12 protein-coding genes and 1 pseudogene are annotated in these 15,276 nt (G+C 40.7%); 8 read left to right on the plus strand and 5 right to left on the minus strand.

Annotated features, from left to right (window positions below; all coding sequences use genetic code 11):
* Positions 1–166: 166 nt before the first annotated feature.
* From hsdR to SAE01_RS22870, 6 genes and pseudogenes are all read left to right on the plus strand, one after another.
* Positions 167–2,574 (plus strand): annotated as a pseudogene (gene hsdR / locus SAE01_RS22845) (EcoAI/FtnUII family type I restriction enzme subunit R).
* A 3-nt stretch (positions 2,575–2,577) separates the two neighbouring features.
* Positions 2,578–3,036: an IS200/IS605 family transposase gene (gene tnpA, locus SAE01_RS22850; protein WP_147206157.1), complete on the plus strand. Its 459-nt coding sequence runs from the start codon at positions 2,578–2,580 to the stop codon at positions 3,034–3,036.
* 552 nt (positions 3,037–3,588) lie between these two features.
* Entirely contained in the window at positions 3,589–5,022 is a 1,434-nt protein-coding gene (locus SAE01_RS22855) for a type I restriction-modification system subunit M (RefSeq protein WP_147206158.1), read from the plus strand.
* 79 nt (positions 5,023–5,101) lie between these two features.
* A complete protein-coding gene (locus SAE01_RS22860; protein ID WP_147206159.1) occupies positions 5,102–6,448 on the plus strand; it encodes a restriction endonuclease subunit S in 1,347 nt (448 codons plus the stop codon).
* Positions 6,449–6,540: 92 nt separating this feature from the next.
* The gene (locus SAE01_RS22865) at positions 6,541–6,843 is read left to right on the plus strand and encodes a hypothetical protein (RefSeq protein ID WP_147206160.1); all 303 of its coding nucleotides are present in this window, start codon (positions 6,541–6,543) and stop codon (positions 6,841–6,843) included.
* Positions 6,844–7,115: 272 nt separating this feature from the next.
* Positions 7,116–7,352 carry a 4a-hydroxytetrahydrobiopterin dehydratase gene (locus tag SAE01_RS22870; protein WP_147206161.1) on the plus strand — a complete coding sequence of 79 codons (237 nt, stop codon included), beginning with the start codon at positions 7,116–7,118 and terminating at the stop codon, positions 7,350–7,352.
* Positions 7,353–7,505: 153 nt separating this feature from the next.
* Here the strand turns inward: SAE01_RS22870 and SAE01_RS22875 are convergent, their stop codons facing one another.
* The 4 genes from SAE01_RS22875 to SAE01_RS22890 form a co-directional block, all read right to left on the minus strand.
* Positions 7,506–7,775, minus strand: a complete 270-nt coding sequence (locus SAE01_RS22875) for a hypothetical protein (protein WP_147206162.1) — start codon at positions 7,773–7,775, stop codon at positions 7,506–7,508.
* On the minus strand, positions 7,727–8,860 hold the full coding sequence (locus SAE01_RS22880; protein ID WP_218029232.1) for an alginate lyase family protein: 1,134 nt from the start codon (positions 8,858–8,860) through the stop codon (positions 7,727–7,729). The genes SAE01_RS22875 and SAE01_RS22880 overlap by 49 nt, the downstream gene beginning before the upstream one ends.
* Before the next feature lie 256 nt (positions 8,861–9,116).
* Positions 9,117–9,506: a Dabb family protein gene (locus tag SAE01_RS22885; RefSeq protein WP_147206163.1), complete on the minus strand. Its 390-nt coding sequence runs from the start codon at positions 9,504–9,506 to the stop codon at positions 9,117–9,119.
* A 275-nt stretch (positions 9,507–9,781) separates the two neighbouring features.
* Positions 9,782–10,807 (minus strand): FKBP-type peptidyl-prolyl cis-trans isomerase, encoded by a 1,026-nt coding sequence (locus SAE01_RS22890; protein WP_170234254.1) that lies wholly within the window; start codon positions 10,805–10,807, stop codon positions 9,782–9,784.
* A gap of 902 nt (positions 10,808–11,709) precedes the next feature.
* Between SAE01_RS22890 and SAE01_RS25235 the strand changes: the two genes are divergently transcribed.
* Both SAE01_RS25235 and SAE01_RS22900 read left to right on the plus strand, forming a co-directional pair.
* Positions 11,710–11,868: a DUF2256 domain-containing protein gene (locus SAE01_RS25235; RefSeq protein WP_147206165.1), complete on the plus strand. Its 159-nt coding sequence runs from the start codon at positions 11,710–11,712 to the stop codon at positions 11,866–11,868.
* 21 nt (positions 11,869–11,889) lie between these two features.
* Positions 11,890–12,174 (plus strand): TIGR03643 family protein, encoded by a 285-nt coding sequence (locus tag SAE01_RS22900; RefSeq protein ID WP_147206166.1) that lies wholly within the window; start codon positions 11,890–11,892, stop codon positions 12,172–12,174.
* A gap of 234 nt (positions 12,175–12,408) precedes the next feature.
* Here the strand turns inward: SAE01_RS22900 and SAE01_RS22905 are convergent, their stop codons facing one another.
* The gene (locus SAE01_RS22905; RefSeq protein ID WP_246113314.1) at positions 12,409–14,484 is read right to left on the minus strand and encodes a M3 family metallopeptidase; all 2,076 of its coding nucleotides are present in this window, start codon (positions 14,482–14,484) and stop codon (positions 12,409–12,411) included.
* Between the last annotated feature and the right edge of the window lie 792 nt (positions 14,485–15,276).

Raw genomic sequence — 15,276 nt, forward strand, 5'->3', positions numbered from 1 at the left:
GGAGCCGTTGCGTCGCACTCTTGTACGATTTGTAATTAATGCAGCAAAAGTTGTATAAGTTTCGTCAAATGACTTTAGAATTAAAGTAGTGGTTAACCATTGTTTTGTTCAACATTCTGTATAGTTTTAAAGACTACTCAACAAGCATCGAAATAAACCCGATTAATTGTCAACAACAACTGTAAATAAAAAATCACTTTCAGAAAGAGACGTCTGTTCGAAATACATAACGCCTGCTATTGTTAAAGCTGGTTGGGATATAGACACGCAGGTATTGGAAGAAAAATCTTTTACAGACGGTAAGATTTTCGTGCGAGGAAAACTTACTGCACGCGGTAAAGTAAAGAGGGCCGACTATATTCTTTACTACAAACCTAATATTCCCATAGCTATTATTGAGGCAAAAGACAATAATCATACAGTTGGTGCAGGATTACAACAGGCATTGGAGTATGCCCGTATTCTTGATATCCCTTGTGTTTTTAGTAGTAATGGTGACGGCTTTGTATTTCATAATAGTACCGCTAAAGGAACTAATATTGAAACAAATTGGCTTTAGATGAATTTCCGTCTCCTGATGTATTGTGGAGGATATACCAACACTACAAAGGCATAACAAAACCGGAGGAAGAAAGAGTCATCTCCCAGGATTATTTCTCCGATGCTTCTGGAAGGTTGCCAAGGTACTACCAACAAGTTGCCATTAATAAAACGATTGAGGCCGTTGCCAAAAACCAAAACAGAATCCTATTGGTAATGGCTACCGGCACTGGAAAAACTTATACCGCCTTCCAAATTATCTATCGGCTTTGGAAAGCAGGAGTGAAGAAGCGAATACTGTTTTTAGCAGATCGAAATGCTTTAATCGATCAAACAAAGCGTGGAGACTTCAGGCATTTCAAAGATAAAATGACGGTTGTTAAGAACCGAATTGTTGACAAAAGCTACGAAGTTTATTTAGCCTTATACCAGGGTTTATCCGGAACTGATGAAGCCGCCAATGCTTACAAGCAATTCAGCCCTGACTTCTTTGACCTTATTATCATTGATGAGTGTCATCGTGGAAGTGCATCTGAAGACAGTGCATGGAGAGAAATATTAAAGCATTTCAACAAAGCAACACACGTTGGCTTAACTGCAACTCCTAAAGAGACAGAAACCATATCCAACAGTGAATATTTTGGCGATCCTATCTATACTTATTCGTTAAGGCAAGGAATTGACGATGGTTTTCTTGCACCATATAGAGTCGTACGTGTTGGTCTAAATGTAGACCATGAAGGTTGGCGACCCGACAAAGACAAAACAGATAAAGACGGAAATATCATAGAAGATAGAATCTATAATCGTAAAGATTATGACCGCACTTTAGTGATTGATGAGCGTACAGATATGGTTGCTAAAAAGGTAACGGAATTTCTAAAAGGTACGGACCGGTTTTCAAAAACAATCATTTTTTGTGTTGATATAGATCATGCAGAACGAATGCGCAGTGCTATTGCAAAGCAGAACAGTGATTTAGTAAGAGAGAATTACAAATATGTAATGCAGATAACCGGTGATAATGATGAAGGCAAAAGAGAGTTGGACAACTTTATTAATCCTGAAGAACGATACCCAGTTATAGCTACCACCAGTAAGTTAATGACAACCGGAGTGGATGCGCAAACATGCAAAGTCATTGTACTCGACAGTAATATCCAGAGCATGACCGAGTTTAAGCAAATCATTGGTAGAGGTACCCGTATTAACGAAGAGTTTGGGAAATTATATTTTACCATACTAGATTTCAGAAACGTAACAGATCTCTTTGCGGATCGTGCTTTTGACGGCGACCCTGTTCGTATTAAAACGGCTACAGAAGATGAAGACCTGGGAGATGTCAAAGAAGAGGAGGAGGCAATAGTTGACGTTGAACCAATAGACAATGAAGGCCTTGAATGGCAGGAACCAGAAACACCGTACGGAGAAGATGGAACAGGTGAATTTATAGATCGAGATTATGTAAAACGTGAAAAGGTTTATGTAAATGGAGTTGATGTATCGGTATTAATAAGTCGTGAAATGTATTTTGACAATAATGGTAAACCAATAACAGTTTCACTAAAAGATCATACAAAAGAGATCATCAAAAATCAGTTTGCAACACTAAATGATTTTTTAGGCAAATGGAACGATGCAGACCGAAAAGCTGCAATTATTAAAGAGTTGGAAGAACAAGGTGTTTTAGTATCCGCTTTGCAGGATGCAGTTAATAAAGAAGTTGACTTATTTGATTTAATATGCCATGTTGCATATGACCAACCTCCTCTGACCAGGAAGGAAAGAGCTAATAACGTTACCAAACGCAACTACTTTACAAAATATGGTGAAGAAGCCCGGCAGGTATTAAGTGCTTTATTAGATAAATATGCTGATGAAGGAATAACAACCATCGAAAGCACAGAAGTACTTTCTTTACACCCTTTTGATGATTATGGTTCACCTGTTGAAATAATCAGAATGTTTGGAACAAAGGATAAGTATTTCGAAGCAATTAAGGAATTGGAAAATCAATTATACCAAAGTGCCTAGTAAGTGAGCAGTACATTTTCTCAAATATATATTCAAACCGTTTTTGCCGTAAAAGGTCGACAAAGCTTGATCTCGGAAGTTTGGGAAGATGAACTGTACAAATACATAACAGGTATTGTAAGAAATAAGGAACAAAAGATGCTGGCAATTAATGGTATGCCTGACCATATCCATTTTTTGATTGGTATGCGTCCGTCTTGTTGCTTATCAGACTTAATAAGAGAAATAAAGAAATCGTCAAACAAGTATGTGAACGATAATTTTATGAAATCTAATTTTCAGTGGCAAGATGGATATGGTGCCTTCTCGTATAGTCACTCAGCATTAGATAATGTGGTTGGTTATATTATGAACCAGAAGGAACATCACAAACGGCAAACATTTAAAGAAGAGTATGTAGAGTTTTTACGCAAGTTCCAAATTGATTATAAAGATGAATATTTGTTTGAATGGATAGAATAAAGACCGTAGTGCGATGGCGAAGCCATCCAATATTTATAGAAACCAAGCGCAACAGAATAATACGACCCCTTCGGGGTCGAACAAGCAACAAAACATCAATTGCTATAAACATTCAATCCCTTCAGGATTAAAAACATGAGACAAACAAAGATGGCGAAGCCATCCAATATTTATAGAAACGGCGCAAAACAAAATAATACGACCCCTTCGGGGTCGAACAACAACAAAAAATCATTGCTATAAACATTCAATCCCTTCGGGATTAGAAACATAAGACAAACAAAGATGGCGAAGCCATCAAATATTTATAGAAACGACGCGAAACAAAATAATACGACCCCTTCGGGGTCGAACAACAACAAAAGGTCGTTCCTATAAACATGTAATCCCTTGGGGATTAAAAACATAAGACGAACAAAGATGGCGAAGCCATCAAATATTTATAGAAACCATGCGCAACAAAATAATACGACGCCTTCGGGGTCGAACAACCAACAAAACATCATTTACTATAAACATTCAATCCCTTTGGGATTAAAATCATAAATAACAATGTCTAACCTCACCTCCACCATAAAATCCATCCAGGACATCATGCGCAAAGATGCCGGTGTTGATGGCGATGCTCAACGTATCTCACAACTCGGCTGGATGCTGTTTCTGAAAATATTTGATACAAAAGAAGAAGATTGGGAAATCACCAACGACAACTATAAATCACCCATACCTAAAGACCTTCGTTGGCGTGAATGGGCTGCTGATGAAGAAGGCATGACCGGAGACGAATTACTTGGCTTCGTCAACAACTCACTATTTCCACGACTCAAAGACCTGAAGCTGAAAGGCAACAAAGACGCTGGTCTCATGGTCAAGCAGGTGTTCGAAGACAGTTACAACTACATGAAGAGTGGTACTCTGCTTCGACAGGTCATCAACAAGATTAACAGCGATATTCAGCTAACCTCAAAATCTGACCGGCACCAGTTCAACGATATTTACGAACAAATACTCCGCGACCTGCAAAGTGCCGGTAATGCCGGTGAGTTTTACACACCCCGTGCCGTTACTCAGTTTATTGTTGAAATGATTGCGCCTAAGCTGGGCGAAGTAGTGCTTGACCCTGCATGCGGAACCGCCGGTTTCCTTACCAACGTAATTGACTATATCGAAACCCACCAGAAGGTAAAAACACTCGAGCAGCGCCAGCAATTGCAAAACTGCATAACAGGTGTCGAAAAGAAACCGTTGCCCCACATGCTTGCCACTACAAATCTTATTTTGCATGGCATAGAGGTACCCGTTATACAACACGACAACCTGCTCAACCGTAGCTGGACCGAATGGAGCAACAAACACAGGGTAGATGTCATTGTTACCAATCCCCCTTTTGGCGGTATGGAAGAAGACGGAGTAGAGAATAATTTTCCTGCACAATACCGTACCCGCGAAACAGCCAACCTGTTCATGTCGCTGGTCATTCACCTGCTAAAAGATGGCGGACGCTGCGGACTGGTATTGCCCGATGGCTTTTTGTTTGGCGAAGGCGTAGCCACCCGTATAAAAGAAAGCCTGCTGGAAAAGTGCAACCTGCATTCAATAGTGCGATTGCCCAATGGCGTGTTTGCCCCTTATACAGGCATCAAAACAAACCTGCTGTTTTTTACAAAAGGCGGCCCCACCAAAGACGTTTGGTATTTCGAACATCCTTACCCACATGGCGTAAAGAACTACAATAAAACCAAACCCATCAATATAAAAGAGTTCGACCTCGAAAAAGCCTGGTGGAATAACCGCCAAGAGAATGCCTATGCATGGAAGGTAAGCGCCGAAGAACTAAAAAAGCGCAATTACAATTTCGATATCAAGAACCCAAACAGCACCGAAGCACAACACCAATACACCAGCAATGAATTAATTGATTTGCTCGGACAATCATTTGTCCAAAGCAACCAGTTACTAAAACAATTAAAAGAAGAATTAGTATGATACAAGGTGCAGTAACTCCGGTTAAGCATCGTTGCGTCGCATTTCGTTCATCAGTTGTGCTGCTATTAAACAAGTAAGAATGAGTTGGAAGACTGTAAAGATTGGAAGTTTTTTAAAAGAAAGAACTGGTAGGTATAAACCAACGCAAGCAAATGCAATGGGGCTGAAGCGTGTAGAAAAAATCGATTTTTCCGGAACATATCATTTAGTGGATAAGCCTACTAATACTGATATGATACTAGTAAGGAAAGGCGACCTGCTTATTTCTGGAATTAATGCTGAAAAAGGTGCGGTAACAATTTACCGCGATGAAGAGGATGCGCTAGCAACAATTCACTACTCCTCATATGAGTTCGATGAAACCAAAATTTATATTGATTACTTCAAATGGTTTCTGATTAGTAATGCATTTAAAAATCTTCTACGTGCAAGCTCCGGAAATGGAATAAAAACTGAATTGAAAGCAAAGCATTTGTTGCCTTTAGAAGTTAACTTGCCACCATTGGTTGAGCAAATGGAAATTGTTGAGAGTATTAATTCAAGACAAGTAAAACTAAAAACTATTGGCACAGAAGTCAACCAACAACAAATCTATCTCCAACTTCTCCGCCAAACCATATTGCACAAAGCCGTACAGGGGAAATTAACTAAACAAAACCTAACAGACGAACCAGCAACCGAACTACTAAAACACTTAAAAGCCGAAAAAGAAAAACTAATAAAAGCAGGCAAGCTTAATAAGGAAAAAGAACTACGACCAATATTAGAAGATGAAATTCCTTTTGTATTACCAGAAGGTTATTCTGACGACATTGTAATAGTTTGCTCTACTGATCAGGCTAAAGAGATTGAGTCTTTTATAACTATCACTTTAGAAGAAAGCAAAGTTCAAATAAGCACTAATAAAACAGAAACCTTTGTATTTAAGAAATTAGCTTTTGGAAAGCAAGAACCTCGGCTCACTTCTGTAAAGATTACAACTGATGGGGAAAAGGTTGCCGCGCCTTTTAATTACTTAGGTTTTGAGTTTAATGGACAAAAAGCATTAATAAAATCAGCAAATCTTGCAAAGTTTTACCGACGCATGATATCGTCTGTAAAAAGAAAAGCCAAGAGAGCTAAGAAACTTGCAGAAAGAACTCCGGGAGAAAAACCTCGTATTTATAGAAGACAACTTTATAAGCTATATACCAGTCGTCCCCTTCACAATGTCAAAGTACGAAAACGTTGGAAAAAAATCGTAAAAATAGAGACAGGAGAATTTCGACTTGTGACAGGAGTTAAAGAAAAAGATTTTCGAAGCAACTATCTTTCTTATGTTAGACGTGCAAGTGAAATAATGAATGAACCAGCAATAGAAAATCAGATAAGGAAGCATAAGACTATTTTTAATCAAGCCATTTTTAGGCATTTAAAAAAAGATTGAGATATTAACACTAGCCTTAATTTTTTATTGACCTAATTAAGAATGATATTCCCAGCAAATGCAAAGCTTGAACATTATAAACTTCTTGGAATATGAAAGTCAATGATTTTGCGAATAAATATAAAGTCAGTGCTGTAACTACCTTGCAAGTAATAAAAGACCTCTACAGGTTTGAGGCACGGCGGGATTCTGTAATTCCAAAAAATTTGCAAAAACAAATTCTTTTGCAGTTAATTAAATCAAAGAAGGTAAAAGGAGCAGCAACATGCAAATTCGTAAACGATTTAGTAGGCTGTCGGCGGCATAATGATATTGATTTTACTAAAAGAGTTATGACTTCCGACAACTTCCATTCCCCCACTATTTATGTTCCAATGGGCGGAAAAGTAAAATAAATATTGGCCACTAAAGACAAGCTTAGTATTTTTCAACATACTATACTTCTATGTTTACAATATCTCCTTCAACCATCCGCTTCGTTTGGAGAAATTGCTAACAATCTTTTCAATAACTACATTTTGTCCTAACAGGTTCCCTACTCATAGGTTTGCAGCCTCGCACGTAACCTGGCACTTTTAGGAATACCCGATTTTAAAGACAACCATTCTCATATTATATTTATACCAGTTTATACCAGCACCACCACTAATTATTAAACTACTACAACATGTGGACAGAAAAAGATAACCAGCTCTACAGCAAATTTGAGTTCAAGAACTTTGTTGAAGCATTTACCTTTATGACACGGGTTGCCTTTGAAGCCGAAAAGATGAACCATCATCCTGTATGGACGAACGTTTATAACAAAGTTGAAATATGGTTAAGCACCCATGATGCAGGAGATATTGTCACAGAAAAAGACCGGAAGCTTTCAATTAGAATAGATGCGATAGCGGGGAATTAACTACAAAAATGACAGTTCGGACAAATGGCAAATGGTAAGCAAGGCGGGATAAAAGATGTACCGCCGAACGAAATGCGACGCAACGATAATCAAACGGAGTTACTTACGCTTGTACCAAAAAAACAATCATTTCCTCAACTGAAGCTTTCGACTTTATTTATGCCCTTTTCCCATTCCGGTTAAAATTGATACAAAGTCTAAGCTTTCGCCTTTGCAGGTGTTCTTCACCTGCAAACATAGATGAACAAGGTGCTGTTGGTGAAGAACGCACAACAGCGGCAGAACGAGGCATAAATCAATCGTTAAGAAGCTGCTATTTATTCTAGCCGGGCGGGGAGTAACGATTACTTTGGCTGGTACCATAACATTGTATCCTACTTGTATCCCGACAACTGCACCTTCATTAAAGTAGGAAATGTCCATGCAAAGTGATGCAGGTTATAAATAATGGGTCTTGCAGGAGTTGTGTACGATTCAAAGCCGGGTTCGTTGTATATGCCTGATACTGCTTCGAACAGGTTTCCGGGCCATTTATCCGGTGAGCCCTGGTTTGGGTTTTTAAACCATTTCCATTCGTTGGGATGAAGATTATAGTAATACAAATAGTCAAGCGCCTTTTTAATGGAACGATCTCCCTCGTGCCAGGTAAAGAGGTTTTCACCAGTTGCATTATAGGCTACCCAGAAAGAAGCTGTCATAGGTGTAAGAGAAAAGTAGGTGTACCATATTCCATTGGCACCCCTGACCGTTTCGTGCGGCATGTGCCCGTCCTCCTCGATCTTCTCAGCGAGGTCGCTTTTAATAAGCCTGATATTTTCCTTAATTTCAGTGGTATCATTGAGGTAGGCGGCGGATAAAATAGAACCAAGCCTTCCCCAGTCGGCCCAATTATTTTTCCGGTTCCTGATTTCATTGGCTGACTTCCTATAAACATCTTTAACCCATGTTGCGAATTTTTTCCTGGGTGCCGTCTCCCAACCTTTATAGTCGCCAAGCAAGTCAGCAGCAATAACCATGGCCGTACCTGAATACGACATTACTAAAGGACCATCGGCATTGGAGTACTTTGTATTTGTATCGGCCCAGGCCTGCAGAAATCGAAGCGCCTCTTTTGCATATTTCTTTTTTCCGCTTAACCGGCAAGCAAGTGCACAAGCATACGCATCAAAAGCATCTGATTGTAGTGACAGGGAGTTTTTGCGGTGACCTATAGCATCAACATAAAAACCAGGTACATTAAAATCAGCCAGTCCATGGGTAGTATGTTGAAAAGCTGAGTCTGCATAAGCAATTAATTGATTATAGGCATTGTAATACGGCTGCTCCCTGTTTTTGACTTTCTGTCTCACAAACTCCAGTTGAGCTTTTGGATGCATTCCTTCGGGATGTATTTTCTCTTTGCCTGCAGCATGGTTATCAACTGTATAATAAGAACGGGGTAACCGGTTTGCACCCATATTTTCAGCTTGTATAACAAGCAGGATTGTTATGAAAAAGAGTAGCCTCATGGGATCAAATATCCTGAATATTCGCATTACAAAGAGGGGTATTGTCAAGGTGCATTCCAAATTGTTGCACCAGCACGAAACGTTCGTCGTGAACAAATAATGAAAAGCTTTAGTAGCCGGGGACGGGTTCCCTTGGCACTCGCACAATGCGGTGAAAGGAGAACCTGCCGGGACAAATATGACACTACAGTTGACCGTGCATAATCAATAACTTCACTTTAATAGCGCGGAGATGCGTTGAACAAATGCTTAGCTATTAATCCGCCCAGTAATCCACCACCATCACCTCAGCCAACAGTGGATCAACTGATGCACTAAATGCTTTATGGATCGGGTGTGCACCATAAGTAGCTAAATCTTGTTCGTTATTTACCGTAACGATAAAGCAATGAGTATACTTACCATTCTTTTTTTGGAAGGCTACATCCGGCCCACCTTCAAAGTCTATTATTTGTGGAATTTTGGCTTTCAGGCTATAGAAATCTGTAGTTGCTTTTTGCATCTGTTCGGTTGTTATTTCCGGCTTAAACTTAAACGCCACTACATGTCGTAGCTTCTTTGCTTTAGGAGCATTAGCCTTTGACAAGGAACACGAACTAACAGCTGAAAGCATGATTAATAGAATGACGAACTTCAAACTTTTCATGTTTTGATTTTTATATTTTTCCAGGGTTTGATGGCATGTTTCAAATGTGCAGGAAGCTTAATTGAAGCGTTGCGGTGAACGAAATGCGACCCTTCGATTTCTCATGATAAACTCCACAGTGATCAATCTGGTTACTTACGCTTGTACCAAAAAAGCAATCATTTCACCAACCCGGGCTTTCGACTTTTTTACGCTCTTTTTCTATTCCGGTTAAATTGATGCAAAGCTGTTGAATAGAGTTGTCACCTTCAACTATCGCATCTTCATCGCTAGAGCTACGTCGCAGCTGGCTTCGTATCCAATACCTGTATATCAAACATTAGAACACTATTTGGCGGAATCTTAGCAGCTCGCGTTCTAATAGAGTAAGCAAGCCCTGATGGAATTACAATCTGCAGCTTACCACCCGTTTTTACCAGCGGTACAGCTAGTTGCCATCCTTTGATGAGTGTACCCAATAGGAAAGTATATGACTCTGTTTCGCTTCCACTGATTACATCCCGGGATCCCAATAAGCGAAGCTGGTAACGAGCGGTGACTGAATCTGTTAGCGAAATTGATTTGCCGTTTCCCGGCTCTATGATTTGATAGTAAACTCCTTGAATACTATCCCTGGCTTTGGTCGCACCAAGTGTCCTTGCCAATTCAATAATGTATTTATCTTCTTCCCATTGATATAAGCTATCAATGTTGCTAAGAAATGGAACAGCAGGAGAGGGCACAGCTTTCGAGGGATCATCCAGGCGCTTCCATGAACCGGCAGCACGCTGAACCATTATATCGGTAAAGGCAACACTTATGTTAGACTTTCTACCTGTTGATCTGATAGCCTGTAAATCGATCAGTGGTTTTGTTTCTCCTTTCATCTTACAGGTACCTATCAATTTCCATTTTTGTTGCGCCGGTAAGTAGAGGTAGCCAGAAACTATCGAAAATTGATCCGCTGTATCGACGGCAGATGATAGCATTAATTTATAAGGGGTGTTGAATTGCCAGTTAAATTTCCATTCCAGTTCTCCCTTTTCCATTTCCACTTTTGCGCCTTTAGTAAGCACATTGGCTGTAAAAGGAAATTGAAAACTAACATAGCTATCGTTCTTCTCCTTCCTAACGAGAAGTCGTATGAACTTTGTTCCTATTCCCGCATATGTTTCCTTCGTGCCTGTTGGATGAATATTTACGTCAGTAACCATACCTACTGCTCTTACAGTATCTGGTAAGTTGTAATGAATAATACTGTCTGTATCGGCAGCCCTGGTAGCAACAGATATCATTAGGAAAAATAAGGTGAGCAGCCGCATAGCAAACATTTTTTCAAACATACAGGAAATTGTAAACGGAGGAAATTAACGCAGAGGAAGTACTCCGAAAAAACTTTGCCCTTTTCGCCTTTGCAGGTGTTCTTCACCTGCAAACGTAGATGAACAAGGGCTGTTGGTGAAGAACACCAACAGCGGCAGGAAACTCGATTGTGCAAAGTCTTAGCGCAGCTAGACTGATAGGAAAAGTTGTCGGCGAGGAAAACCTGGGCTAAAAGTTTTGAACTAAAACCCACACAACGGGGCAAAAAAAAGCCCGGCAGTTTAAACCAGGCTCTCTTCGTTTTTACTTACCGTGCTTATTTCTTTCTACTCGGTTTCCGCTGTGCGGAGCTTTTCTTTTTAGTAGGCTTATTCTTTTTAGGATGAGCTGTTTTTTTTGACATACAATTAAATTTAACGATTAGTGAATTATTTACTTATGGCTGCAGCGTATTTCTCCCTGTTCTTTAAGCTTGTGCTTCAAAAGCGGCAACTGTACAACCAGACCATAAGTAAACAAAGATATGCTTATAAGGGTATATACAATGCTTGATCAAGGTTAACCGCTTGCGGCTATGTAACACATTTCTCGCCGTTTGCCCTTGTTGTGTTCCTTGCAGCCTTGCCATTCAATAGAATGTCACTTTCAACTGTAGCCTATGTAGAAAAACTTTATCTAAGCGTTACCAATGAACGAAATGCTGCCTTCGATTCATCAAGATAAACTCCACGACGATCAATCGGTGTTACTTATGCTTGTACCAAAAAAGCATTCGTTTTCCCAAGCAAAGCTTTAGACTTTTCGCCTTTGCAGGTGTTCTTGTGAAGGGGTAACCTTGCTTATCACAGCTTAAACTAAACTTTTTCATTTATGTACTGTTTTAAGCCTGTTTATTCTATATATGAAGCAGCAAAAGAAAAGAGACTTGCCCTCAAAAAATTGTCTTATTTGCAACAGGCCTTTTAGCTGGAGAAAGAAGTGGGAAAAGGTTTGGGATAATGTTAAGTATTGTAGCGATAAATGCAGAATGAATAAGGATAAAATGAGCAGTAATGAATAATAACCAATGACATATCAATAAATGAACGAAAACATTCTTTTAAGTACAGTTGATATTGACCGTGTAATAGAAATGGCATGGGAAGATCGAACAACTTTTGAATCTATAGAAATGCAATTTGGTTTAAAAGAAAAGGAAGTAATTCTATTAATGAGGAGGGAGATGAAGCATTCAAGTTTTAAAATGTGGCGTAAGCGTGTAAGTGGAAGATCTGCAAAACATGGCAACATAAGAGATGTTGATATAACCCGCTTTAAATGTAGCAGGCAAAAAACTATTTCACTAAATAAGATATCTAAACGATAATACTTTTGGCGACTACCATACTAAGATACACCACACTCTTTGTCGCCTTTGTCGCCTTTGCAGGTGTTCTTCACCTGCAAACATGGATGAACAAAGTGCTGTTGGAATAGAATGCGCAACAGCGCAGTAGCCGGAGTTACTTACGCTTGTATCAAAAAAGCAATTGTTTCCCCAACCAGAGCTTTCGACTTTATTTATTCCCTTTTCCTATTCCGGTTAAAATTGATACAAAGTCTAAGCTTTCTTTTTTAGCGCCATATTCTTCAGCATGGCATTAATGCTTGCATCCTTGCCGCGAAAAGCTTTGTAAAGGCTTTTGTAATCAACGGTCATTCCTTTAGATAAAATCATATCCCGGAACCGCTGGCCGTTTGCACGGGTTAAGCCACCGTGTTCTTCAAACCATTCATAGGCATCTTTCGAGAGCATTTTGGTCCACTGGTAGGCATAATAACCCGCGGCATATCCGCCAGACCAGATGTGCTGAAAGTAACTGGACCGGTAACGCGGAGGGACTGCTTTAATATCGATGCCGGTGCTTTGCAATGCTTCCTTTTCAAAAGCATCCACATCTTTTACAACATCTGTTGGCGATAGTTTATGCCACCGCAAATCCAGCAAGGACGCTTCGATGGCTTCTGTCAATCCATAACCCGCGTTGAAGTTGGCGGCCTGCTTTATTTTTTCCAACAACTGTGTCGGAATGAGTGCAGCGGTTTTGTAATGAACTGCATAGTTTTTTAGCACGTTAGCATCCATCGCCCAATGTTCGTTGAATTGCGAGGGGAACTCTACAAAATCACGCGGCACCCTACCACCACTATATTTTTGTTGCGCAAACAAAGCGTGCAGGGCATGACCAAACTCATGAAACATGGTACGTACATGGTCAAAATTAACAAGGGCAGGTTCACCAGGTGCCGGCTTTGGCAGGTTACATACGTTTACAACCACCGGCTGCGTGCCTTTCAAAGTTGACTTTCCAACAAGTGCGGAACACCACGCGCCACCCTGCTTGTTGTCGCGCTTGAAATAATCGCAATAAAAAAGGGCAAACGATTTTCCGTCTTTGTCAAACACTTCAAACACTCTCACATCGGGGTGATAAACAGGTAGGTCATTTCGCTCTTTAAACGAGATGCCGTACAGCAGGTTGGCTGCATGAAAAACGCCTTTCTCCAAAACTGTATTCACCTCAAAATAAGGCTTTACCTCTTTGTCGTCTACTGCATATCTCGCCATGCGAACCTGCTCGGAATAAAAGTTCCAGTCCCACGGTTCAAGTGTGAAGCCGCCTTTTTGTTGGTCGATTAGTGCCTGTATCTCGCCTGCTTCTTCTTTTGCTTTGGCTGCTGCTGCCGGTGCCAGTTCTGCAAAAAACTGGTCAACCGCTTCCGGTGTTTTTGCCATCTGTTCTTGCAATCGCCATGCAGCAAAATTTGGGAAACTCATCAGCTTTGCCTTCTGGGCGCGAATAGCGGCAAGGCGCGTAACGATTATACGGGTATCGGTAGAGTCGCCTCTTTCAGTGCGGTTCCAGGAAGCTTCAAATATTTTTTGTCTTGTGCTGCGAACCTGCAACGATTGCAGTGCAGGCTGTTGAGTAGTGTTTTGTAAAGGCAACACCCATTTGCCTTCCATACTCCGGTTTTTGGCTGCCTGTGCATACCCTGCCAATTCGCCTGGCGGCAGACCGGCCAGTTCACTGCTATCGCTTATTACCACTGCACCATTCTTTGTTGCACTTACGAGCATGTTTCCAAACTTTGCGCTTAATGTGGCTTCTTCCTCGTTCAGTTTTTTCATCTGTTCTTTCGCTGCCGGGCTCAGGTTTGCGCCGGCCAGGCGAAACCGATGATAGGTCAGTTCAAGCAACGCTTTTGACTCTGCATCAAGTTTGAGTGCGGCCCGTTTGTTATAAACCGCTTGAATGCGTTGGAACAATTTGGAGTTGAGAAAGATTTCATTGGAATTAGCAGCCATTTTCGGTGCCATCTCTTCTCTTAGTTTTTGTAAGACAGGATTGGTGTTGGCGCTGGTTTGAGAGCCAAAGGCGGAACTCGCCCGGTTCAACAAGTCGCCCGCCAGTTCCAAGGCGACGAGGGTATTTTCGAATGTGGGAGGCGCAGGGTTGTTGGCAATTTTGTTTACTTCTTCCAATTGCAGGCGCAGGCCTTCAAGCAACGCAGGCCCGTAATGTTCATCCTTAATTTTATCAAAAGGAATGGCCTGGTAAGGAAGCGTGCTTTTAAACTTCAGTGGATTGTCTTCCGGCAATTTATTTTCTGTTTGACTGAAGGAGGTATTCATTGGAAAAAGGCAGATTATAAGTAAGAATAGGTATAAACAGGTACGCATGTTTTTCGTTTTGATGGGTTGCTGCAATTTAAGTGCGATTGGGCAAATTTTACTGTTCGTTGTTTTCCCGTACAATGACGTTGCTTTTTGTTGTCACCCTGAGCTTGTCGAAGGGTGGGTGAACATTCAGTACTTAGCTGAGCAAGGCTTCGACAAGCTCAGCCTGACATACTATTGTTCGTTATTGCGAGGAACGGAGCAATCTGCTGTTTGAGTATAAGAGTATTTATAATTCATAGACCTCTTGGTTAAAAATCAGATTGCTTCGTCGTTCCTCCTCGCAATGACGTTTGTTTTTTGTTGTCACCCTGAGCTTGTCGAAGGGTTGATGAATATTTAGTACTTAGCTAAGCAAGGCTTCGACAAGCTCAACCTGACATACTATTGTTCGTCATTGCGAGGAACGAAGCAATCTGCTGTTTGAGCACAAGTGTATTCGTAATTCATGGACTCTTGGTTAAAGATCAGATTGCTTCGTCGTTCCTCCTCGCAATGACGGTTGCCTCTTATTGTCACCCTGAGCTTGTCGAAGGGCTGATGAAAATTTAGTACTTAGCTGAGCAAGGCTTCGACAAGCTCAGCCTGACATACTGTGTTCGTCATTGCGAGGAACGAAGCAATCTGCTGTTTGAGTATAAGGGTATTTATAATTCATAGACCTCTTGGTTAAAGATCAGATTGCTTCGTCGTTCCTCCTCGCAATGACGTTGCTTTTTGTTGTCACCCTGAGCTTGTCGAAGGGTT

Source organism: Segetibacter aerophilus, from assembly GCF_007991655.1.
GTDB lineage: Bacteria > Bacteroidota > Bacteroidia > Chitinophagales > Chitinophagaceae > Segetibacter > Segetibacter aerophilus.